The following is a 20706-nucleotide window of genomic DNA, read 5'->3' on the forward strand; positions in this document are numbered from 1 at the left end:
GTAGGGGCGGCGGGGGCGAAAGAAACCCGCCAGGCGCCCCGGCCACACCCCCACGAACCCCTTGGTAAAGCCCGCACGCCCCATTTGCAGTCGGCCGAATCGCGCTCAGATCACCCCTCGGTAAGCTGACGGCATGACAGGACAAGTGCGTACCGTCGACGGCCGCGTGGCCGGCCGGCGTGGGCAGGCGACCCGGCAGAAGCTGCTCGACTGCCTCAGCGAGATGCTCAGCTCCTCCCCCTACCGGGACGTCAAAGTCATCGATGTCGCCCGGAAGGCGGGCACTTCACCCGCGACCTTCTACCAGTACTTCCCGGACGTCGAAGGCGCCGTCCTGGAAATCGCCGACCAAATGGCCACCGAGGGCGCCGGATTGACCGAGCTGCTGGAAGGCCGCTCCTGGGTCGGCAAGGCCGGCTGGCAAACCGCCCAGGATCTCGTCGACGGCTTCCTGGAGTTCTGGCGAAAAAACGACGCCATCCTCCGCGTCGTGGACCTGGGCGCCGCCGAGGGAGACAAACGGTTCTACAAGATCCGCATGAAGATCCTGAACTCGGTCACCAACTCCCTCTCCAAAGCGGTCTCCGAGCTCCAGTCCAAGGGCAGGGTCGACAAGGACGTGAACCCGGCCGCCGTCGCCGGCTCCCTCGTCGCCATGCTCGCCTCGGTCTCCTCCCACCAGAAGGGCTTCCAGACCTGGGGCGTCAAGCAGGCCGAACTCAAGCCGAACCTCGCGCTGTTGGTACACCTCGGAATCACCGGGAAGAAGCCGACGAGGTAACACCCGGGCACACGGCCCCTGTTTCGGAGACAAGTCCTGCAAGTCCTGTCCTGCGGGCGGCACACCTTCCGTGGTGTGCCGCCCGCTGCGTTCGTACGGGAGCCGACACCGTACGTGAACATCACCGCCACACTCGGACGTCACCGCCGTACGCGAACGCCACCGCAGCACTCGGACGTCACCGCCGTACGAGCCGAAACAGCCGGATCTCCCGCTCGATCCGCGCCTGATACGTCGAGTACGGCGGCCAGAACGCCAGTACCGCCTTCCACACCGCCGCCCGCTCCTCCCCCTCCAGCAACACAGCGGTGACCGGAACGTCCTCCCCCTTCCAGCTGATCTCGGCGTCCGGGTGGGCGAGGAGGTTGGCGGTCCAGGCGGGGTGGGTGGAGCGGCCGAAGTTGGAGCCGATGAGGATCCAGCTGCCGCCGCCCTCCTCCGGCATGCAGGCCAGCGGCGTACGCCGGGGAAGCCCGCTCTTCGCACCCCGCGCCGTGAGGATCACGCCGGGCAGCAGCTGAGCGCTGAGCAGCACCTTGCCCCGCGTCAGCCGGTGCACGGCACGGTCCAGCGCCGGGATGGCATACGGCGCGACCTTCGCGAAGCCGCGCGTGGAGGACACCTTCTGCACCAGCCGGACACCCTTGTCACTCACGGTCACCGGACGGCCTCCCTCGGTTCGAACAGCCCCGCCGCCTCCGCCGCGTACCCCCGCAACCGGTGCACCGGCCCGAAGAGCAGCTCGTCCCCCGCCGCCCGTTTGAAGTACAGGTGCGCCTCGTGCTCCCAGGTGAACCCGATCCCCCCGTGCAGCTGGATGCCCTCCCCCGCGGCGCCCCTCAGCGCCTGCAGCGCCTGAGCGAGCGCAAGCCCACCCACCTGCGGATCCCCGCGTTCCCCCAGATCCCCGCACTCCACCCGCACCCCTAGCTCGCCCCGCGCCCCCAGCTCGCCCCGCGCCCCCAGCTCACCCCGCGCCGCCCGCTCCGCCTCCGCCGTCGCCCAAGCCGCGTAATACGCCGCCGACCGCGCCGCCTGCACCCGCACGTACACATCCGCCAGCCGATGCTTCACCGCCTGGAACGACCCGATCGCCCGCCCGAACTGCTCCCGCTGCCGCACATACGCCACCGTCCGCTCCAGCACCCGGTCCGCCGCCCCCACGGCCTCGGCGGCGAGCACGGCGGCGGCGGTGTCGCCGACGGCGGCCAGCGCCCCGGCCACACCCCCGCACTCCTCGTCCTCCTCACCCAGCAATTCACCAGCCACATCCCGGAGTTCGAGCCGCCCCCGCGCCCGCGTCTCGTCGAGAGCCGTCTGCCGCACCCGTACGAGCCCCCCGACCCCCTCCACAGGCACGCGCACCACGAACAACCCCGTCCGCGACCGCACGAACCCCCCGACATGCGCGGCCACCAGCAGCAACCCCGCACTGTGCCCGTCGAGCACCTGCTCCACCTGCCCGTACAGCCGCCACCCGCCATCCACCCTCCGCGCCTGCACGCCCCCCGCACGCCCTCCCCCCGCCCACGACCCGCCGTTGCCCCCGGTCAGCCCGAGCGCGGTGGTGAGGGCGGTACCGGGTACGGCCAGGGCGGCGGTCAGTTCACCCGACGCGAGACGGGGCAGGAGCTCGGCGCGCTGGGCCTTGGTCCCGAGGGCCAGCAGGAGGGGAGCCACGAGTACGGAGGTCGCCAGCAGTGGCGTGGGCGCCAGGGTCCGGCCCAACTCCTCGCTGGCAAGGGCGAGTTCGGTGGTGGAGCAGCCAGCGCCGCCGTACACCTCCGGGAACGCGAGCCCCGGCAGGCCCAGCTGTTCGGCGAGGGTGGTCCACAGGACGGGGTCGTATCCGGGGTCGGTCCGTACGGCCGCCCGGACGTCGTCGGGACCGCACCGCTTGAGCAGCGCCTCCCGTACCGTACGCCGGATCTCTTCCTGCTCGACGGTGAAGCGGGCGTCCATGGGCAGGTCATCCCCTCTCCATCTGACGGTCCGTCATATTAGGGCAGGGTCGCACGCATGCACAGACCCGACACCCCACCCGATCTGATGTACCGTCAGATTCATGACGGCCACCACCACAACCGGTCGAAGCACCCCCACCGGTCGCAGGGTCACCCCCACCGGCCGAAGAGTCGCGGTCGTCGGCGCCGCCCTCTCCGACTGCGGGCGCGTGGACGAGGCGACCCCCTACGCCCTCCACGCCCAGGCCGCCCGCCGGGCCCTCGCCGACTCGGGGCTGGACCGTTCGGTGGTCGACGGCTTCGCCTCGGCGGGCCTCGGCACGCTCGCCCCCGCCGAGGTGGCCGAGTACCTGGGCCTGCGGCCGACCTGGGTCGACTCCACCTCCGTCGGGGGTTCCACCTGGGAGGTCATGGCCGCGCACGCGGCGGACGCGATCGCGGCCGGCCACGCCAACGCCGTACTCCTCGCCTACGGTTCCACGGCCCGCGCGGACCTCAAGGCGGGCCGGCGGACCGCCAACCTCTCCTTCGGCGCCCGCGGCCCGCTGCAGTTCGAGGTCCCCTACGGCCACACCCTCATCGCCAAGTACGCCATGGCCGCCCGCCGCCACATGAACCAGTACGGCACCACACCGGCCCAGCTCGCCTCCGTCGCCGTCCAGGCACGGGCCAACGCCGCGGCGAACCCGGAGGCGATGTTCCGGGACCCGATCACCGTCGACGACGTCCTGTCCGGCCCGGTGATCGCCGACCCCTTCACCAAGCTGCACTGCTGCATACGGTCCGACGGCGGGGCGGCGGTGCTGCTGGCGGCCGAGGAGTACGTACGGGACTGCCGCTCCGCCCCCGTCTGGATCCTCGGCACCGGAGAGCACGTCTCGCACACCACCATGTCGGAGTGGGCCGACTTCACGGTCTCCCCGGCGGCGGTCAGCGGGCGGATCGCCTTCGAGCGGGCGGGAGTCCGGGCGGAGGAGATCGACTTCGCCGAGATCTACGACGCCTTCACGTACATGACGCTGGTGACCCTGGAGGACCTCGGCTTCTGCGCGAAGGGGGAGGGCGGGGCCTTCGTGGACGCCGAGAAGGGGCGGTTGACGCTCACGGGTGATCTGCCGGTGAACACGGACGGAGGCGGGCTGTCCGCCCAGCACCCGGGAATGCGGGGGCTGTTCCTGCTCGTGGAGGCCGTACGGCAGTTGCGGGGCGAGGCGGGGCAGCAGCAAGTGCGGCGGGCGGACGGGGAGTTGCCGTGGCTGGGGGTCGCCTCGGGCACGGGCGGGTGGTTCTGTTCCTCGGGGACGGTGGTACTGGGGCGGGAGTGAGACACGCCGCCTCGGAAGGTCCCGGAATACGGGACGGCGCGGGTCACGCTGAACCAGTCGAACAGCACCCCGACACACGGACCCGACGGACCCGCCGGACCGGAAGGACCCAAAGGACCGGAAGGACCCGACGGACCCGCCAATCCCGCCAATCCCGCCAATCCCGTAGGAGAAACGACATGGCACTGTCCCGCGACGAACGCGAGCAGTTCCTCGCCGAGCCGCACATCGCCGCGCTCGCGGTGGACGCCGGGGCGGGGAGGGCCCCGCTCAGCGTGCCGATCTGGTACCAGTACGAACCCGGGGGCGACATCTGGATCATGACCGGGCTCGACTCCCGCAAGAACGAGCTGATCAGCGCGGCCGGCCGCTTCACCCTGATGGTCGACCGGACCGAACCCACCATCCGGTACGTCTCCGTCGAGGGCCCGGTGATCAGCACGGTCCCCGCGACGATCGAGAAGCTCCGGGAGATCTCCGCCCGCTACCTCCCGGCCGAGAAGGTCGACGGCTATGTCGACTTCGCCCGGAAGAACCACGGCGAGATGCTGATCATCCACATGCGCCCCGAGCGCTGGGTGTCGTCCGACCTCGGGACGGTATAGGCGGCGCGATTCGCCGCAGTGCCGTGACCCGCGTGACAATCGGCCCATGGGAACGGACACGGATCTTCACACACTGCTGAAGTCCCTGCGGGTGTGGGACCCCCAGGTGACCGAGCTGCCGGACTTCGACCCGGGCGCGGCGCCCTCGGAGCCGCTGCCGCTGTTCGCGCGCTGGTTCGCGGAAGCGGTGGCGGCCGGGCAGGTCGAGCCGCACACCATGTCCCTCGCCACGGTGGACGCGGACGGGCGGCCCGACGTCCGTACGGTCATGCTGCACGGCGCCGACGGCCACGGCTGGCACTTCGCCTCGCACGCGGGCAGCCGCAAGGGCCGGCAGCTCGCGGCCCGGCCGTACGCCGCCCTCGGCTTCTACTGGCCCGCGCAGGGCCGCCAGGTCCGGGTGCGCGGCCGGGTGACGACCGCCCCCGCCGAGGCCGCCCACGCCGACCTGCACGCCCGCTCGACGGGCGCCCTGGCCGCCGCGCTCGTGGGCCGCCAGAGCGAAGTCCTGCCCTCCCGCGAGGAGTTGGAGCGCGCGTCGCAGGCAGCCTGGGACCGCGCCCACCGCGAGTCCGACGCGCCGGTACCGACCTGGACGGTGTACGTACTGGACCCGGACGAGGTGGAGTTCTTCCAGGGGGACGCGCAGCGGCGACACGTACGGCTCAACTACCGCCGGGAGAGCGGGAGTTGGACGAGGGAGCTGCTGTGGCCGTAGACGGTCCGGAGGCCGCACCCCGTAGGCACGACCGGCGTCGGGCGCGGCCCTACCGGACCCCCGGCTCCGCATCCGTGGCGATCCGCGCATGTAGATGCACGTCACGGAACGCGTCGTACCGCCCCGCCTCGAACATCGCCCCGCGCAGCGTCCCCTCGTACTGGAACCCGCACCGCTCGGCCACACGGCACGACGCGTCATGGCCGAGGGCGTGGCCCAACTCCAGCCGGTGCAGGCCGAGTCCGGCGTCGGTGAGGGCCCAGCGCGCGACGAGGGCGAGGGAGCGGGTGGCGACGCGGTGGCCGCGGGCCTCGGGCAGCACCCAGTAGCCGACGCGGGCGGCCCGTACGAAGGAGTCGATCTCGTTCACGCCGACGTGCCCGAGGGTGGTTCCGCTCGCCGCGTCCGTGACGCAGAAGGACACGCTCCTGCCCTCGGCCTCCCACTCGGCCCGCAGCCGCATCGACTCCCGCGCGTCGTCGAGCCCCGACACCAGCTTCACCGGCGTGTTCCACCGCTGGAAGTCCGGATCGGACAGCCCCCGGAACCACGCCTCGACATCCGCCTCGCACTCCTCGCTCCAGGCCCGCAGCCGCAGGCCGTGACCCTGCAACTCGGGGGCGGAACGGGCGATGGACGGGGACGGCACCTGCTCATGGACGTCGGACATCACCCCATTGAACCCGCCCGGCATCGCGGCCCACGTCCGGGGTGAGCGTCTCTGACTGGCTTAGGAATCCCCCGCGTTGCTCAGGGATGTGAGCCAGTCGCCTTCGTGCCCTGGTGCTGAACGGCGGAAGCCGTCAGCCCTCGTGGCACGTCCCTCCGGACGCTGGTCGGTGAGCTCTCGCGACCTCACCGAGGAGGGTGCCCGACGTCGCCTGGGCGCCGGGCGTGCGCGTGACATTCTGCCACGGGATCGCTACGGATCGCTAATCCAACTGGTGAGCCTCCCCCCTCACCCGCCCCGAGGCCGGAACACCGGCACCACGACCTCCCCGGCTTCCCGCACCCCCCGAAAGGCCACCTCAAGCCCCATCCCCACTTGCAACCGCCCTTCCTCCCACTCCACCACCTCGGTCATCATCCGCGGCCCTTCCGCGAGGTCGACCACGGCGGCGACGTACGGTGTGCGCTCGCCGAAGGGCGGGAGGTCGTTCCGGTGGACGACGGACCAGGTGTAGAGCGTGGCGAGCCCGCTGGCCCGTTCCCAGGTCACGTCCTCGCTCCAGCAGTGGGGGCAGAACTCACGCGGATAGTGATGCGCCCGCCCGCACGCCCCGCACCGCCGCACCAGCAGTTCCCCGGCGGCGGCCGCATCCCAGTACGCCCGTGTGAGGGCGTCGACGTCCGGAAGATCGAACCGCGCACCCCCACCAGACTGCGCACCTCCACCGGACCGTGCACCTCCACCAGACTGCGCACCTCCACCAGACTGTGCACCCCCACTAGACTGCGCACCCCCACCGGACCGCGCACCCCCACCGGACCGCGCACCCCCACCGAACCGCGCACCCCCACCAGACTGCGCACCTCCCCCCATCAGAACAGCCCCCACGCCCCGTCGAGCGACCACGTCTGCCACGACATCCCGAACAGCGCCACCACCGAGATCAGCGCCATCATCAGGTTCTGGCCCTGCTCGGCCCAGTCGTGGATCATCAGCACGAGGTAGATCAGATTGAGCACCAGCCCGCCGACCAGCGCGATCGGCGTCAGGAACCCCACGATCAGCCCGAGCCCGAGCGCGAGTTCCGCGTACACGACGACGTACGCCATCGCCTTGGGCCGGGCCGCGACCACGACATCGAACCCGCTCCGTACCGCCTTCCACCGGTGTTTGGCGGCGACGTCCGCCGCCCACGCGATCCCGGTCCCCTCGAACCAGCTCTTCTTGTCCTTGTGCCGCCAGCTCTCCAGCCACCACAGCCCGAGCCCGATCCGCAGCACGGCAAGCCACTCGGCACCGGTGAGCCAGATCGTGTCCATGAGCCTCGCCTCTCCCACCGAGTATCTGACGGTACGTCAGTTCAGCGCAGACGCGCCGCATCCGCAAGATGCGTACGCCACGCCTCGCCGCACCACGCCCCCTCCCGGCCGCCGCCGCCCCAACGAATCCCCACAACCAGGTGACCTACGCCACAAGCCCCACCCACCCCTCCTACATCCGTGATCAATCCGCAACCAATTCCGGGCTTGACCGAGACCCATCAAGTGAGGACGTGAATACGCTCGGTCGCATGGCCGACTCCACAGTGACCGACTCGTCCGACTCGTCCGACTCCACAGCACCCGCGAAGCCCGCGGTGCGGAACCGCGCAGACCGTCCCGTGTACGTCATCGGGGGTGGTCCGGGCGGGCTGGCGGCGGCGTACGCACTGCGGGCGCGGGGGGTGCGGGCCGTTGTGCTGGAGAAGTCGGACCGGGTGGGGGCGTCCTGGCGGCGGCACTACGACCGGCTGCATCTGCACACGACCCGGCGACTGTCGGGGCTGCCGGGGCTGGCGATGCCGCGGAGCTTCGGGCGGTGGGTGTCGCGGGACAACGTGGTGCGGTACCTGGAGAAGTACGCCGAGTACCACGAACTGGAGATCGTGACGGGCGTCGAGGTATCGCGCGTGGAGCGAACCGCCGACGGCACGGGCTGGCTGCTGCACGCCACCGGCGGCCGTGAGCTGACCGGGAGCGCGGTCGTGGTCGCCACCGGGTACAACCACACGCCGCATCTGCCCGACTGGCCCGGTCGTGACACGTACACCGGCGAACTGCTGCACGCCGGCGCCTACCGCAACGCCGAGCCCTACGCCGGCCGTGACGTCCTCGTCGTCGGCGTCGGCAACACGGGCGCCGAGATCGCCGTCGACCTGGTGGAGGGCGGGGCGGCGCGCGTGCGGCTGGCGGTGCGGACGGCCCCGCACATCGTGCGCCGGTCGACGGCCGGGTGGGCGGCCCAGTACACGGGCGTCGTCGTACGGCGCCTGCCCGTCGGCCTCGTCGACCGCCTCGCCAAGCCGCTGGCCAAGCTCAGCGTGCCGGACCTGTCGGTCCATGGGCTGCCCCGCCCCGAGACCGGGCTCTACTCCCGCGTGAACCAGGGGGCCATTCCGGTGCAGGACGTCGGCCTCATCGACGCCGTACGGAAGGGGCAGGTCGAGGTCGTGGCGGCGGTCGAGGGGTTCGAGGACGGCAAGGTGCTCCTCGCCGACGGCGAGCGCATCGGGCCGGAGGCCGTGATCGCCGCCACCGGCTATGCCCGCGCCCTGGAGGGCCTCGTCGGCCATCTCGACGTCCTCGACGCGCGGGGCAGACCAGTGGTACACGGCGCCCGCACCCCGGACAACGCCCCCGGCCTCTTCTTCACCGGCTACACCAACCCCATCAGCGGCATGCTCCGCGAACTCGCCCGCGACGCCGAGAAGATCGCGAAGGCGATCACGAGGAGGGGCGGGGCCGCGACGCGCGACGCGGTACAGGTCCGCGCCGCGCGCTGACCGCGGCTTCGCGTCCCACCCCCTGTGTTGTACGGCCATGATCCGCACCTCGCCAAGTTCCTTTTGCGGCAAGCGAGTCGAAAGTCCGCTCCGCGACGGACCGCCCGCCCCTCCTCCGTGGCGGGAGCAGGAACGGGCAGCTTCTCGCAAGGTCACTACGGGTTTTCAGCCGATGCCGCTCCGCGCCCGGCCCGACAGCGAGAGCATCGGCACGGCGGCCACTGGAGCGACTCCGGCAGGCGCTCGCTGTCGTGCGTGCTCGTGACGGTGTGCTGCCGGGCATGGCCGACACGTACGCCGTCCGGACCGACCCGGTAGGTGCGGATGGTCAGGCGGGACGCCCCGGCTTCGGGGCGCCCGGCCTTCACCAGGCGCCGGCCACGCTCGACATGTGACGGGCACACGAGCACCGGGGCACCAGCAACACGTCCACAGCGCCCGGCAACGGGCTCTGAACAGGGGCGAACAGCGAACTGGGACTGGAACACCAGGCCGGTCCGGGCTCCTGGGCGCTCATGCGGGTTCGCCGACAGCGGTGATCGCGTCGGAGCGCGCGAGCACCTCGCGCACCGCGTCCGCGAGTGCGGGAGCCGCGCTCGCGTCGGCGTCGGCGATCCCCACGCCGTAGCGGAACCGCACGGTGGCGCCGTCCTCGACGGTCAGCTCCTCGCTGAAGAACGGTGCCGGATTGAGGCAGGCGAACTCCTCTGTCCGGGCGAACCACTGCGGCGGGTGATTCGGGTTGGCCACGTCGTCGACCATGAGCACCAGCGACTGTGCGTCCGTCTCGTCGTGGCGGCCCGCGAAAGCCATCCACGGCAGGCGCCGCCCGCGGACCTCGTCGCCGCCCATGCCTTCCTCGGTCACGAACTGACCCCCGGTGAACGAACGTGGGCCCCGCCAGAACAGGCCGCCGTAGCCGGCGTTCTCCCGTCCCTTGGTGGTCGGCGATCCCATGGCGACGTCGGTTCCGGAGACGTTCGTCATCTGCGTCTCGAACGTCAACGCCCAGGCGTCCGGGGAGACCAGGCTCGCTCGCAGCGTCCTGCGTTCCATGAAGAACAGTGCGCCGGACTGGGTGATCCAGTCCAGGTCGTGGGCGAACGTCGCCGTACCGTCGGACCGGTTCAGGGCGATGACCCGGCGGTGCGCCTGCGTACCGTTGTTCTCCAGCTGAACGTAGAAGCGTCCGTGTATGTACGTGGGGCCGCCCCAGAAGTTCTCCTCGCCGACGTGGGGCAGGGACCATGCGATGCCCTTGTGCCACACGTGATCGTGGGGACGGAACAGGCTGACCACCTTGCCGGCCCGGGTGCGCAGGGGGTGGATGTAGGGCTTGGGCGATTCCAGTTGGACGGTGTCCGGTTGGTACACGTAACGGAACAGCTCGGTGTCGCCGTCCCGGACCGCGACCGTGGCACCGACGTCGTGGCGTATCTCAAGAGCGTTCATACCAGGGCCTCCTTGACCCGATCCCACGGCACCGCGCCGCCGTCCATGCTGAGCGTGAACGGGTCGTCGCCGGTCAGTTCCCCTGCGGCGACCCGGACTCCGCGGAACGCCGAGGCGTACGTCGCCGCCGCGAACTCCAAGGTGCGGCGCGCGTCCGGCAGGGAGACACCGGGTTCCTGACCGGTGTCCCAGGCGTCGAACACGGCCTCGATCTGGAGCCTGTGGCCGCTCGTGATGTCCGGCTCGTCGCCGTCGGCCCACAGGGCCGCGAGCTCCTCGTGGCCGGGGGCCGGCGTGAACCGCCAGTGCTCCTCGCGGTAGCCGTAGAGGTGCTCGACTTCGACCGTGGCGCATTCGAAGTCGAAGCGCAGTCGGGATGTCTCCCGGGGGGACAGCAGGGAGTTGACCACCGTGGCGAGGGCTCCGTTGCCGAAGCGCACGGCGGCGACCGAGACGTCCTCGGTGTCCGTGGGCCGGGCCTGGCGGTCGGCGAGCGCGGTGATCAGGGACCAGGGGCCGAGGACCGACAGCATCAGGTCGAACTGATGGATGCCGTGTCCCATGGTGGGGCCGCCTCCCTCGACGTCCCAGAGTCCCCGCCACGGCACGTCGAAGTACTCGTCGGACCGGTACCACAAGGTCTCGCAGGTGGCGACCAGCGGCCGGCCCAGTACGCCGGCCGTGGCCAGCCGGCGCAGGCGTACGGCCGCCGCGCCATAGCGGTGCTGGAAGACGGTCAGGACCCTGGAGCCGGTCTGCTCCTGCACCGCGGCCAGTTGGTCCATCTCGCGCAGGCTCAGCGCCGTCGGCTTCTCCACCAGTGCGGTGACGCCTGCCCGCATCGCCAGGGAAGCCAGGGGGGCGTGGGTCCGCGGTGGTGTGCAGATGTGCACGAGATCGAGCTTCCCGCTCTCCAGCAGGGCCTGCGGGTCGCTGAAGACGTGCGGGACGGAGAATCGGTCGGCGAACTCGGCGGCGCGGGTGGGGTCGACGTCGGCGACGGCGACCAGCCGGGCGCGTTCGGAGAGTTCGGTGAGGGCTTCGGCATGGGCGTGGGCTATACCGCCGGTGCCGATGATGGCCACGCGGTACGGCGGCCGGGGGCTGGGCATGGGTGGGGTTTCTCTCTCTTGGTTCCTGACTCGCATCTCGTGGAGCTCCCCGGGGACCGTGCACAGCGGCGCCGGCCCCCGGGGAAGGAGGTCACCTGGCCGCGTCGATCTCGCCCTGGAGCTCCTTGACGAAGGCCTTCGCGGCGTCTTCGGGCGAGGTCTTCTCGAAGTAGACCTCCTGGCTGTAGCGCTGCAGCATCGGCTCGATCCCGCTTCCGCCGTTGGGGGTCACGACCGGCGCCTTGCCCGGTGTCACCGCGTTCATGTACTCGGCCGCCGCCTTGTCGGACCCCGTCAGACCCGCCTGGAGGTGCTGGAGCATCTCCTTGTTCGCGGGGATTCCACGCTCCGTCTTGAGGACGTCGGCGGCCGCCTGGTCGTTGAGCATGAAGTCGACGAACGCGGCGGCCTCGGCCGGGTGCTTGCTCTGGCTGGAGACCGCCCAGTACATCGAGGGCTTGAAGAAGTTCGCCTTGGTGTCGCCTTCGTGGGGCAGCTGCAGCAGCTTCAGGTTGGCGCCAGTGGCCTCCTGCAGCGCGGTGATCTGGGTGTTGTAGGCCCCTGTCATGGCTGCCTTGCCGGTGGCGAAGCTGCCGGCGGTGATACCGGCGGTCTGGTCCTCGACCATGGTCGAGGCCTTGACACTGGCCTCGGAGGAAATCAGGTCCAGACCGTACTTCCACATGTCGGCGAGCGACTCGGACTTCAGCGAGACGTTGCCGTCCTCGCCGAAGAGCTCGCCGCCGTCCTGACGAGCCCAGTACTTGAGACTGCCGGCGTCGAAGCCGGGGGCGCCGGCCACACCATGGATCTTGCCGCCGCTCTTGTCCGTCAGCTCCTTCCCGATCCTGGCGTAGTCGTCCCACGTCCATGTCGTGTCGTCGGGAAGGTCCACGCCGTACTTCTCGAACAGGTCGGTGTTCACGACGACGGACATGACGCCGACGCCGATGGGAAGTGCGTACTGCGTTCCACCGATCTGTCCGGTGGCCAGGGCCGCGTCGTCGAACTGCGAGGTGTTGACGATCTTCTCGGCCTGGCCGAGGTCGTACAGCGCTCCGCGGTCCGCGTACGACGCGAGATAGAGCTCGTCCATCTGCACGACGTCGGGCGAGTCCTTGGCCGCGGTCGTCGTGGCGAGCGCGTCCCAGTAGCCGCCCCAGTCCTTGTACTCTCCCTTGACCTTGATGTTGGGGTACTTCTTCTCGAACGCGGCGATGGCCTCGTTGGTGAGCTCGGCGCGGGTGTCCGCTCCCCACCAGGTGGCGCGGATGGTGACCGGCTCGTCGCCGAGCTCGGGAGCGGAGTCGGTGCTGCCGCCGGAGCAGGCGGTCAGCGCGAGCGAGAGTGAGGCGACCGCCCCGATCGCGACGCGTCTGAAGGGGCTGACGTTCATGCGCTTCTCCTGTTTCTGATGTGTGGGTCGGGTTGATGGCTGCGGTGCTCCCGAGCGGCCATGACTCGTTCGCCTCCGCATGTCCGGCAGTAGCCCCCGCAGTTACTTGCCGCCGGTGGTCGCGATGCCGCGCAGCAGGAAGCGCTGCCCGGCGAGGAAGACGAGGAAAACGGGAACGAGCGACACCACGCTCATGGCGAACACCGAGCCCCAGTCCGTCGCGGTCTGCTGGTCGACGAAGGCACGCAGCGCGAGGGGCGTGGTGTACATGTCCGGGTCGGTGAGGTAGATCAGCTGGGTGTAGAAGTCGTTCCAGGTCCAGATGAAGGTGAAGATCGCGGTGGTCGCCAGCGCCGGGATCATCAGCGGCAGGATGACGTGGAAGAAGATCCGCGCGTGCCCGGCGCCGTCGATCCGTGCGGCCTCGTCGAGTTCGCGCGGGATCCCACGGATGAACTGCACCATCAGGAAGATGAAGAAGGCGTCGGTCGCAAGGAACTTCGGCACGATCAGGGGCAGGAACGTGTTGACCCAGCCGAGTTCCGAGAACAGGACGTACTGCGGCACGATGATCACGTGGATCGGCAGCATGATGGTGACGAGCATGACGGCGAACCACACGCGCTTCGCCCGGAATTCGAGCCTGGCGAACGCGTACGCGGCCAGGGAGCAGGCGAGGAGGTTCCCGAGGATCGCGCCGATCACGACGATCACCGAGTTGATCATGTAGTGGCTGAACGGTTCGGCGAAGGCGTTCCAGCCGTTGGTGTAGTTCTCGAAGTGCGGCTGCGTCAGGGCGAGTCCCGCACTGCGGAAGATCTGGCTGTTGGGCCGCAGCGAGCTGACCACCATCCACAGGATGGGGTACAGCATCGTCAGGGCGCAGAGAGCCAGCAGGCAGTGCTTGAGAGGGGCGCGCACCGCGCGCCTGATCCTGCGCACCGGGTGAGGGCGGTCGACGGGCAGCGAGCGGGGTACTGCTACGGCGCGGTCAGTCATCGTAAAACACCCAGTACTTTGAGGCCCAGAAGTTGACGGCGGTGAAGGCCGCGACGATGAGGAGCAGGACCCACGCGAGCGCGGACGCGTACCCCATGTCGAAGTGGCCGAACCCGCGCTGGTACAGGTAGAGCGAGTAGAAGAGGGTGGAGTCGGCAGGGCCTCCGGTGCCACCGGAGACCACGAAGGCCTGGGTGAAGGTCTGGAAGGCGTGGATGATCTGCAGCACCAGGTTGAAGAAGATGATGGGTGTCAGCAGCGGAATGGTGATGCTGCGGAACTGGCGCCAGCGCTTCGCGCCGTCGACGGAGGCCGCCTCGTAGAGGGAGGCCGGAATCTGTCGCAGCCCGGCGAGGAAGATCACCATGGGTGAGCCGAATGTCCAGACGTTCAGGACGATGAGGGTCGACAGCGCCGTTCCCGGCTCCGAGATCCAGCCCTGCCCCTGGATACCGACGAGGGCCAGGGCCTCGTTGACAAGGCCGTTGGTCCCGAACATCGCGCGCCACAGCACGGCAATCGCCACACTGGCGCCGATCAGCGACGGCAGATAGAAGACGGAGCGGTAGAAGGCGAGGCCACGCACTCCCCTGTCCAGCAGCAGGGCGAGCCCCAGGGCCAGCGCCAGCTGCAACGGAACGGAGACCAGGACGTAGCTGAACGTCACCCCGAGCGACTTGTGCAGCCGCTCGTCGTGGAGCATGCGCGTCCAGTTGTCGACTCCGCTGAACTGCGGCGGCTGAAGCAGGTTGTACTTGGTGAAGCTGAGGTAGAGCGAGGCCAGCATCGGGCCGAGAGTGACCCCGAAGAGCCCGAGGAACCATGGCAGGAGGAAGAAGAACGCCGCCTTGTTCTGCTGCCGCGCGTCCCGTTGGGACCCGCGCAGCCGGCGTAGTTCGTTGATGGAGCTCACGTCACTGCTCCCTTGAGCGGCGGCATCGGTACACAGTGGTGCGGGCCCGTCCCGGGCCGCGCGTAACCAAAAAGTGATCGTTCACCCTCTGGGTTGCGAGGACGATAGTGAACGATCACTTTTTACGTCAATAGTGTGTACTCTCTGACTTCAACAAACGTTGGCGGAAGGGTGGGTGAAGCGGATGGCTGGCGCTGACCAGGCGCGACGACGGCCGACGATCACAGATGTGGCGCGACTCGCCGGTGTGTCACCCCAGACGGTGTCGCGGTACCTGCGGTTCAACGGCGGGCTGAAGCCCGCCACCCTGGAACGCGTGGAGAAGGCGATCCGCGAACTGGACTACCGTCCCAACCTGGTGGCACGGTCCATGCGCACGCGGAAGACCGGCCGGCTGGCGATCCTCATGCCCGCCATGGCCTTCAACCCGTCACGCATGCTGGCGGGGGCCAGCGCGACGGCACAGTCCGCGGGGTACTTCGTGGATGTCGTGAGCGCCGGGGGCGGCGTTCGGGCGAGGAGTGAACGCCTCCTGGAGCTCGCCGACTCGGGACAGTACGAGGGCATCCTCTCCCTCGCTCCCGTGCTCCCCACGGTGCAGAGCCGACTGCACCAGGGGACGACCGTGGTGATCTCGGCCGACTTCGATGACGAGATGCGCGGCATCGGGGAACTGGCCGACGCCACGCCCGTGGTACGGATGATCGAGCGCTTGGCGGCGCTCGGCCACTCCCGGTTCCTGCATGTGGCCGGCGACGCGCAGTTCGCTTCCGCGAGGGCGCGCAGGCAGAGCTATCTGGACACGGTCGAACGCCTCGGGCTCGAGTCCGTTGGAGTCTTCGACGGCGACTGGTCCGGCGAGTCCGGCATAGAGGCGATCCGGTCGCTCCCGAGCCGCTCCCGGCCGACCGCGGTGATCGCGGCCAACGACCTCGTCGCCGCCGGCGTCGTCCGGGGCGCCCGGGAGCGCGGCTGGGAGGTACCGGGCGACGTCAGCGTGACCGGTTGGGACAACGTCGGGGTCGGGCAGTTCATGACCCCGTCCCTGACCACCGTCGACGTGGACCTCGAACGACTCGGCAGCAAGGCCATGGCCAAGCTGATAGCGGGTTTACTCGATACGGCGCCCGAGGCGAAGGAGGAAACGCTGTTCCGAATCGTCTGGCGGGAATCGACGGCCGAGCCGCCCTCTGAGGGCCGCCCTGGCAGTAAGCGGTGACCGCTCGTGGCTACGGCCGCCCGAGTCGGCGCCGGCCGGAAACCGTATGCCCCTCCAGCCGCTCTGCCGGCCGGCCACCAAGTGGGGCCGGCCGGCCGTGCGGTGGCGGGCCCGGCGTCAAGGGGCTCCTGAGCCCGCACATCGACATCAGTTCCGGTAGACGTCAAGCCGTCCACACATCCCGAACTTCCCACGGGCGGCGGGCCGTTCGGAGCGTACGACGGCATCCGCGAGGTGGGGAGACTCCCCCCGCTCCAGCGAGTCGAGCTGCGCGCCGGTAGCCGAGGCGGCGGCCTCGGCACCCTGTCGCCACCGCTCCCGCCACTCGGCGATACACGGCCGTACGAGCGCGGCGGCGGCCCGGTGAAACGCGGCCAGGGCCTGCGGCCCGTCGGCATCACGCAGTACCCGGTAGCCCTCCAGGGCGAGGTCCCGCCGGGCCCGGGCGACGCGCTCCTGCTCCTCCTCTGGCGCGTCGGCCGGGATGACGGTGGCGCGTGCGTACGTCTCGGGATCGGTCAGGTACTCCGGGGGCAGCGTGAGGACCGCGTCGCCCGCCTCCGGCAGCCCGCTGTTCTGCATCAGAACGGTGATCCGCAGATGGCTCTCGTTGACCAGCCGGTGAATGGTGCCGGGCGTGAACCAGGCGACCGTACCGGCCTGAAGCGGAGTCACCTCGTACCCGGAGGCGGTCAGCGTCTGCACGGCCCCGCGGCCGCCGGTGACGACGTAAGCCTCGGAACAGGCCAGGTGCATATGAGGGGTACCGCCGCACGCCCCGTCGACGGAAGGCCAGTCGTAAACCGACAGATGCGAGACGGCGACGCCCCCGGGCAACCCGGTGTTCGTTGTACTCATGTGTGTGATCAGCACTCCATTTCCGGATAGCAAGCGCTTTCTATGCTCTGCAATTTACGCACTCCTCACTCAACGGGTCAATTCCCTGTCTAAAATAAGGTCTGAAATCGCGGAGTTGGAAGGATATGGGTGTGGACAACGGGTCGGCGGGCAAGACTGTCTACGCATTCGGTGACAGCATTGTGCAGGGACACGTGTACCCGCGCAGTTTTGTGGACCTCGTTGCCGAGCGCGAGGGGATGACACTCACGAAGTTCGCCCGGAACGGCGCGACCATTGGCGCCGACCCAGAGGCTTCTGGGGGGCAGATACGTGCGCAGGTCGAGGGAGCGGCAGCTGTCGCACCGGACTTCGTCATCTTTGACGGCGGCACCAACGATGCCGAGTCAGTCATCAAAGGCCACTACGACGTGGGCACCTACGCGGGAGAACTGGAGCAGACACTGCACACGATGAAGCGGAAATATCCGACCGCCCGCATCGTGTACGTTGCCGCCCACAAACTCGGTTCGAGGGACTGGGCCACTCAGATGGCGCTGCGCGAGGTGACTTTGCGGGCCTGTCACAAGTGGGATTTCGCCATCGCCGATGTCTTCGGGGACACCACGTTCGACACACGCGATGACGCCCAGCGGGAGAAATACACATTCGACGATCTGGTCAATGGTTTCCCTGGCACAGACGGATCGGGAACGCATCCCAACATGGCGGGCATCACCACGTTCTATGTGCCGGTGGTCAGCGCAAGGCTGACGCAGATGTCACCACGTTGACGAGTACGGCAAGATGCAGCTCTGCCGGGCCGATACGGCCCGGCAGAGCTGCATCTCTTCTCAGGATGTCAGCGGACTGATGCTCCACTGCTGGTTCTGGCCGGTGCCGCAGCTGTACTGGATGAGCCGGGCACCGTTGCTGGTGGAGACACTGGCCACGTCGGCGCACTTGCCCGAATGCCGCGCCACGAGCTGGACGTACCCGCTGCCGACATCGCGCAGTTGCCACTGCTGGCTCTGCCCGGCGCCACAGTCGGACTGAACGATCTGGGCACCGTTGGCGGTGGAAGCACTGGACACGTCGGCGCACTTGTCCGAATGCCGCGCCACGAGCCGGACGTACCCGCTGCCGACATCGCGCAGTTGCCACTGCTGGCTCTGCCCGGCGCCACAGTCGGACTGAACGATCTGGGCACCGTCGGCGGTGGAAGCACTGGACACGTCGGCGCACTTGTCCGAATGCCGCGCCACGAGCCGGCGGTAGCCGTCGTTGGTGAACCCGGGACCGCGCCGGACCCGCACGTCGTCGACGTGCACCGACCCGCGCTCGCCTCCGTTCGCGTACCACGCGACCTTCGCGATACCCGGCATCGAGGTGCGGAACGCGGCGTCGGTCAGCATGCGCCGACCGTCGATGTCCAGGTCGAAGCGCTGGTTCACCGTGTCCACGGCCAGCGTGATCCGATACCACTTGCCAGGGGTGTACGTACCGATCACACGGTCCGTGCTTCCCTCGTACGCGTGGATCTCGCCGCGAGCGAACGCGACGCTGACGGCTTGGACGCCGCTGGAGTTGTACACGTAGGGCAGCCCGAACCAGCCCGCCTGCGTGTCATTGCGCATCACCTGCGCATCGATCGTCACCACGCCCTGCAGCGGGGTGCCGAAGAGCCGGGCGAGGTTGGTCCCGTCGGTACCGCCGCCCTCGATGGTGCGGCTCAGCCGGACGCTCTTGTCAATGGCGGACGGTGTCTCCACCACGGCGACCTGGTTGTTGGTCGAGACGACCCGCCATCCGTTCGTCCCGTCGGCGAGCACACCGGTCGCCAGGCCGTCGAACGAATCCGTGAACGCGATGTCGGACGCCCCGCGTTCGAGGGCGCCGATCTCCGGACCGCTCCCGGTCGCTACCGGCGTCCCGGCGAAGTCGAGGCCGCCGTTGCCCGTGACGGCGGCACCGGCATCGGCGAACACCGATCCGGCCTGGAGCGCGAAGTTCGCCGCCGTGCCGAGTCTCGGGCCGTTCTCGTCACCGTAGGGCCCCGTGACGGCGGCATTCACGAACTGCGGAGCGCCGACCACGGCGTTCACGTCGGACGAGGGCCGAGTCGTCAGGTTGGACGAGTACCCGTTGTTGTTGTAGATGATGCTCGACTGTTGCCTGAACTCCGGTGCGGAATTTCCGGAAATGAACAGGTTGTTGGTCAGCGTCACCTTGCCGGAGACACCGCCGGACACCATCTTCTGCGAATCGGCGTTGGCGAAGGTGTTGTTGTAGACGTCCGCCACCGAGCCCGTTGTCTGCGACATGTGGAGGTTCCACCGCTCGCTGCCGGTGATGACGTTGTAGCGGACCACCGCGCTGCCGAACCTGACCGAGGAGTTGCACGCGCAGAGCAGGATGCCGTCGCCGTTGTCGTGCAGGTAGTTGTACTGGAACAGCTGGTTGGTGGTGCCGATGTCGGGGTCCAGACCGTTCGCGTCGGCACTGCCCCCCATGTGGTGGGTGCCCATGATCTCGTTGTGCTGGACGGTGACACTGTCGGCCATGTTGGTCTCGACGCCGGAGACGCCGACCCGGTCGATCACGTTGCCTTCGACGAGTGCGCCTCGGGTGCCGGTGACATAGATGCCGTTGCCGCCGAAGTCGGTGTTCGCCTGCGTGATGTAGTTGCCGCGGATCGTGACGTCGGTGTGCGGGGTGAAGCGGGAGTCCGTGGCCGTGGCGCGCTTGCCCCAGCCCGTGAAGACGGCACCGGGCGCGTCACCGGCGTACTGCTTCGTCACGATTCCCGCGAACGAGGTGTTCTTGATGGTGGAGTTCTGCACCGTGATGTCGTCGAGCACGGTGGGGGCGCCAGGCGCGGTGATGTCCTGGACTGTGGTGAGGAAGGCGATGCCGCCGGTGTTCTTCGAGCGGTCCCAGCCGTTGTTAAAGGTGATGCCCGGCTTGTTGTTGGCGGTGTTGCCGCCGATCCACCTGACCTCGCCGGTCACGTCGTGGACGTCGACCGAGTCGATCACGAAGTGGTGCAGGGTCTGGCCGTTGTCGCCGAGCACGCCGATGCCGCGGAAGTCGCCGAGCTTCGAACCGTCTGTCGTCCCCGTGGGTACCGCGTTCGACACATCGAGGTTGCGGATCTCCCAGTACTCCTGGTTGAACAGCCGCACCGCCTCGGCGACCGTGCCCTGGCCGGCGATCTTCGGCTTGGCGCCCTCTCCGTAGCGGTCGATCACGATCGGGGCGCCGTCGGCGCCCGACCCCTTCGGCCACAGCTGCCCGACCCAGCTGTCACCGGACTCGAAGCGAATGGTGTCGCCGGGCTGGAAGGTCTTCGAGTTCACCTTGTTCAGCGAGCGCCAGGGCGCGCTGCTGCTGGTTCCGGCGTTGCTGTCGTTGCCACTCGCGCTCACGTAGTACGTGGTGCCTGCAGCATAGGCCCGCTGCGCGGGGATGAGCACGATCGACGCGAGCACGACGGCCAGCGCGCAGAGTGCGGCTGCGGTCGCTCTTGACACAAGTCTTCGGTTGGCGGTCATTGTCCTCTTTCTTGTCGTCCGTGGTTGGGCGGTACGGGCTTCTGTCGTGACGCCTGCGGCCGAGACATCGCATAACGGCTCAGGGCGCGGGCAGTTGGGGTCCATGGGGCGGACACACCAGCGGACACACCAAAGGGTGCGCGACGAGATGAGGACCGATTCGGCCTGACATGCCTCATCGAGGGCCGGGGCCAGCGGCGGTTCCGGGAGCTCGGCGCACCCGGCGGCCGGATCAGGTGGCGGTCGGTGAACCCCGGTACCAGCGGCGCCACGACCGGCCCGAGCATGCTGGGGCACACCCCCGTGCACCAGGCCGGCGGGAGGTCGAAGGCGGCCTTGT

At 69.1% G+C, this 20706-nt stretch carries 18 protein-coding genes and 2 pseudogenes; 8 read left to right on the plus strand and 12 right to left on the minus strand.

Going from position 1 to position 20706, the window contains the following annotated elements:
• The first annotated feature begins 133 nt into the window (after window positions 1-133).
• Entirely contained in the window at window positions 134-781 is a 648-nt protein-coding gene (locus ACWD3C_RS12390) for a TetR family transcriptional regulator (RefSeq protein WP_451142879.1), read from the plus strand.
• Between the two features lie 178 nt (window positions 782-959).
• On the opposite strand, the gene ACWD3C_RS12395 is transcribed toward ACWD3C_RS12390, so the two are convergent.
• Both ACWD3C_RS12395 and ACWD3C_RS12400 read right to left on the minus strand, forming a co-directional pair.
• Entirely contained in the window at window positions 960-1436 is a 477-nt protein-coding gene (locus ACWD3C_RS12395; protein ID WP_451142881.1) for a nitroreductase family deazaflavin-dependent oxidoreductase, read from the minus strand.
• 2 nt (window positions 1437-1438) lie between these two features.
• A complete protein-coding gene (locus ACWD3C_RS12400) occupies window positions 1439-2743 on the minus strand; it encodes an acyl-CoA dehydrogenase family protein (RefSeq protein ID WP_451142883.1) in 1305 nt (434 codons plus the stop codon).
• A 103-nt stretch (window positions 2744-2846) separates the two neighbouring features.
• Between ACWD3C_RS12400 and ACWD3C_RS12405 the strand changes: the two genes are divergently transcribed.
• The 3 genes from ACWD3C_RS12405 (at window position 2847) to ACWD3C_RS12415 (ending at window position 5393) form a co-directional block, all read left to right on the plus strand.
• Window positions 2847-4070 carry a thiolase C-terminal domain-containing protein gene (locus ACWD3C_RS12405; RefSeq protein ID WP_451142885.1) on the plus strand — a complete coding sequence of 408 codons (1224 nt, stop codon included), beginning with the start codon at window positions 2847-2849 and terminating at the stop codon, window positions 4068-4070.
• 179 nt (window positions 4071-4249) lie between these two features.
• Entirely contained in the window at window positions 4250-4675 is a 426-nt protein-coding gene (locus tag ACWD3C_RS12410; RefSeq protein ID WP_451142887.1) for a pyridoxamine 5'-phosphate oxidase family protein, read from the plus strand.
• A gap of 46 nt (window positions 4676-4721) precedes the next feature.
• On the plus strand, window positions 4722-5393 hold the full coding sequence (locus ACWD3C_RS12415; protein ID WP_451142889.1) for a pyridoxine/pyridoxamine 5'-phosphate oxidase: 672 nt from the start codon (window positions 4722-4724) through the stop codon (window positions 5391-5393).
• A 49-nt stretch (window positions 5394-5442) separates the two neighbouring features.
• Here the strand turns inward: ACWD3C_RS12415 and ACWD3C_RS12420 are convergent, their stop codons facing one another.
• From ACWD3C_RS12420 to ACWD3C_RS12430, 3 genes and pseudogenes are all read right to left on the minus strand, one after another.
• Entirely contained in the window at window positions 5443-6063 is a 621-nt protein-coding gene (locus ACWD3C_RS12420; RefSeq protein ID WP_451142891.1) for a GNAT family N-acetyltransferase, read from the minus strand.
• Window positions 6064-6351: 288 nt separating this feature from the next.
• Window positions 6352-6762, minus strand: a pseudogene (locus tag ACWD3C_RS12425) (Zn-ribbon domain-containing OB-fold protein); the annotation flags it as partial.
• Between the two features lie 173 nt (window positions 6763-6935).
• Entirely contained in the window at window positions 6936-7382 is a 447-nt protein-coding gene (locus ACWD3C_RS12430; protein ID WP_451142893.1) for a DoxX family membrane protein, read from the minus strand.
• Between the two features lie 251 nt (window positions 7383-7633).
• Here ACWD3C_RS12430 and ACWD3C_RS12435 point away from each other — a divergent pair, with 251 nt between their 5' ends.
• Both ACWD3C_RS12435 and ACWD3C_RS12440 read left to right on the plus strand, forming a co-directional pair.
• Entirely contained in the window at window positions 7634-8884 is a 1251-nt protein-coding gene (locus tag ACWD3C_RS12435; RefSeq protein WP_451142895.1) for a flavin-containing monooxygenase, read from the plus strand.
• 251 nt (window positions 8885-9135) lie between these two features.
• Window positions 9136-9279 (plus strand): hypothetical protein, encoded by a 144-nt coding sequence (locus ACWD3C_RS12440; protein WP_451142897.1) that lies wholly within the window; start codon window positions 9136-9138, stop codon window positions 9277-9279.
• A gap of 118 nt (window positions 9280-9397) precedes the next feature.
• Here the strand turns inward: ACWD3C_RS12440 and ACWD3C_RS12445 are convergent, their stop codons facing one another.
• From ACWD3C_RS12445 to ACWD3C_RS12465, 5 genes and pseudogenes are all read right to left on the minus strand, one after another.
• Window positions 9398-10336: a DUF6807 domain-containing protein gene (locus tag ACWD3C_RS12445; protein ID WP_451142899.1), complete on the minus strand. Its 939-nt coding sequence runs from the start codon at window positions 10334-10336 to the stop codon at window positions 9398-9400.
• The gene (locus tag ACWD3C_RS12450; protein ID WP_451142901.1) at window positions 10333-11448 is read right to left on the minus strand and encodes a Gfo/Idh/MocA family protein; all 1116 of its coding nucleotides are present in this window, start codon (window positions 11446-11448) and stop codon (window positions 10333-10335) included. The genes ACWD3C_RS12445 and ACWD3C_RS12450 overlap by 4 nt, the downstream gene beginning before the upstream one ends.
• Window positions 11449-11539: 91 nt before the next feature.
• Window positions 11540-12844, minus strand: a complete 1305-nt coding sequence (locus ACWD3C_RS12455) for an ABC transporter substrate-binding protein (protein WP_451142903.1) — start codon at window positions 12842-12844, stop codon at window positions 11540-11542.
• 207 nt (window positions 12845-13051) lie between these two features.
• A pseudogene (locus ACWD3C_RS12460) lies at window positions 13052-13843 on the minus strand (carbohydrate ABC transporter permease); the annotation flags it as partial.
• Complete coding sequence (locus ACWD3C_RS12465; protein WP_451142905.1) at window positions 13836-14756, minus strand: carbohydrate ABC transporter permease; 921 nt, start codon at window positions 14754-14756, stop codon at window positions 13836-13838. The gene ACWD3C_RS12465 and the pseudogene ACWD3C_RS12460, both read right to left, overlap by 8 nt.
• Window positions 14757-14985: 229 nt before the next feature.
• On the opposite strand from ACWD3C_RS12465, the gene ACWD3C_RS12470 reads away from it, so the two are divergent.
• Window positions 14986-15975 (plus strand): LacI family DNA-binding transcriptional regulator, encoded by a 990-nt coding sequence (locus ACWD3C_RS12470; protein ID WP_451142907.1) that lies wholly within the window; start codon window positions 14986-14988, stop codon window positions 15973-15975.
• A gap of 147 nt (window positions 15976-16122) precedes the next feature.
• On the opposite strand, the gene ACWD3C_RS12475 is transcribed toward ACWD3C_RS12470, so the two are convergent.
• The gene (locus ACWD3C_RS12475) at window positions 16123-16833 is read right to left on the minus strand and encodes a cupin domain-containing protein (protein ID WP_451142909.1); all 711 of its coding nucleotides are present in this window, start codon (window positions 16831-16833) and stop codon (window positions 16123-16125) included.
• 131 nt (window positions 16834-16964) lie between these two features.
• Here ACWD3C_RS12475 and ACWD3C_RS12480 point away from each other — a divergent pair, with 131 nt between their 5' ends.
• Entirely contained in the window at window positions 16965-17606 is a 642-nt protein-coding gene (locus ACWD3C_RS12480; protein WP_451142911.1) for an SGNH/GDSL hydrolase family protein, read from the plus strand.
• A 60-nt stretch (window positions 17607-17666) separates the two neighbouring features.
• Here the strand turns inward: ACWD3C_RS12480 and ACWD3C_RS12485 are convergent, their stop codons facing one another.
• The gene (locus tag ACWD3C_RS12485) at window positions 17667-20366 is read right to left on the minus strand and encodes an RICIN domain-containing protein (protein ID WP_451142913.1); all 2700 of its coding nucleotides are present in this window, start codon (window positions 20364-20366) and stop codon (window positions 17667-17669) included.
• Window positions 20367-20706 lie beyond the last annotated feature (340 nt).

The organism is Streptomyces sp. NPDC002845 (assembly GCF_053591955.1).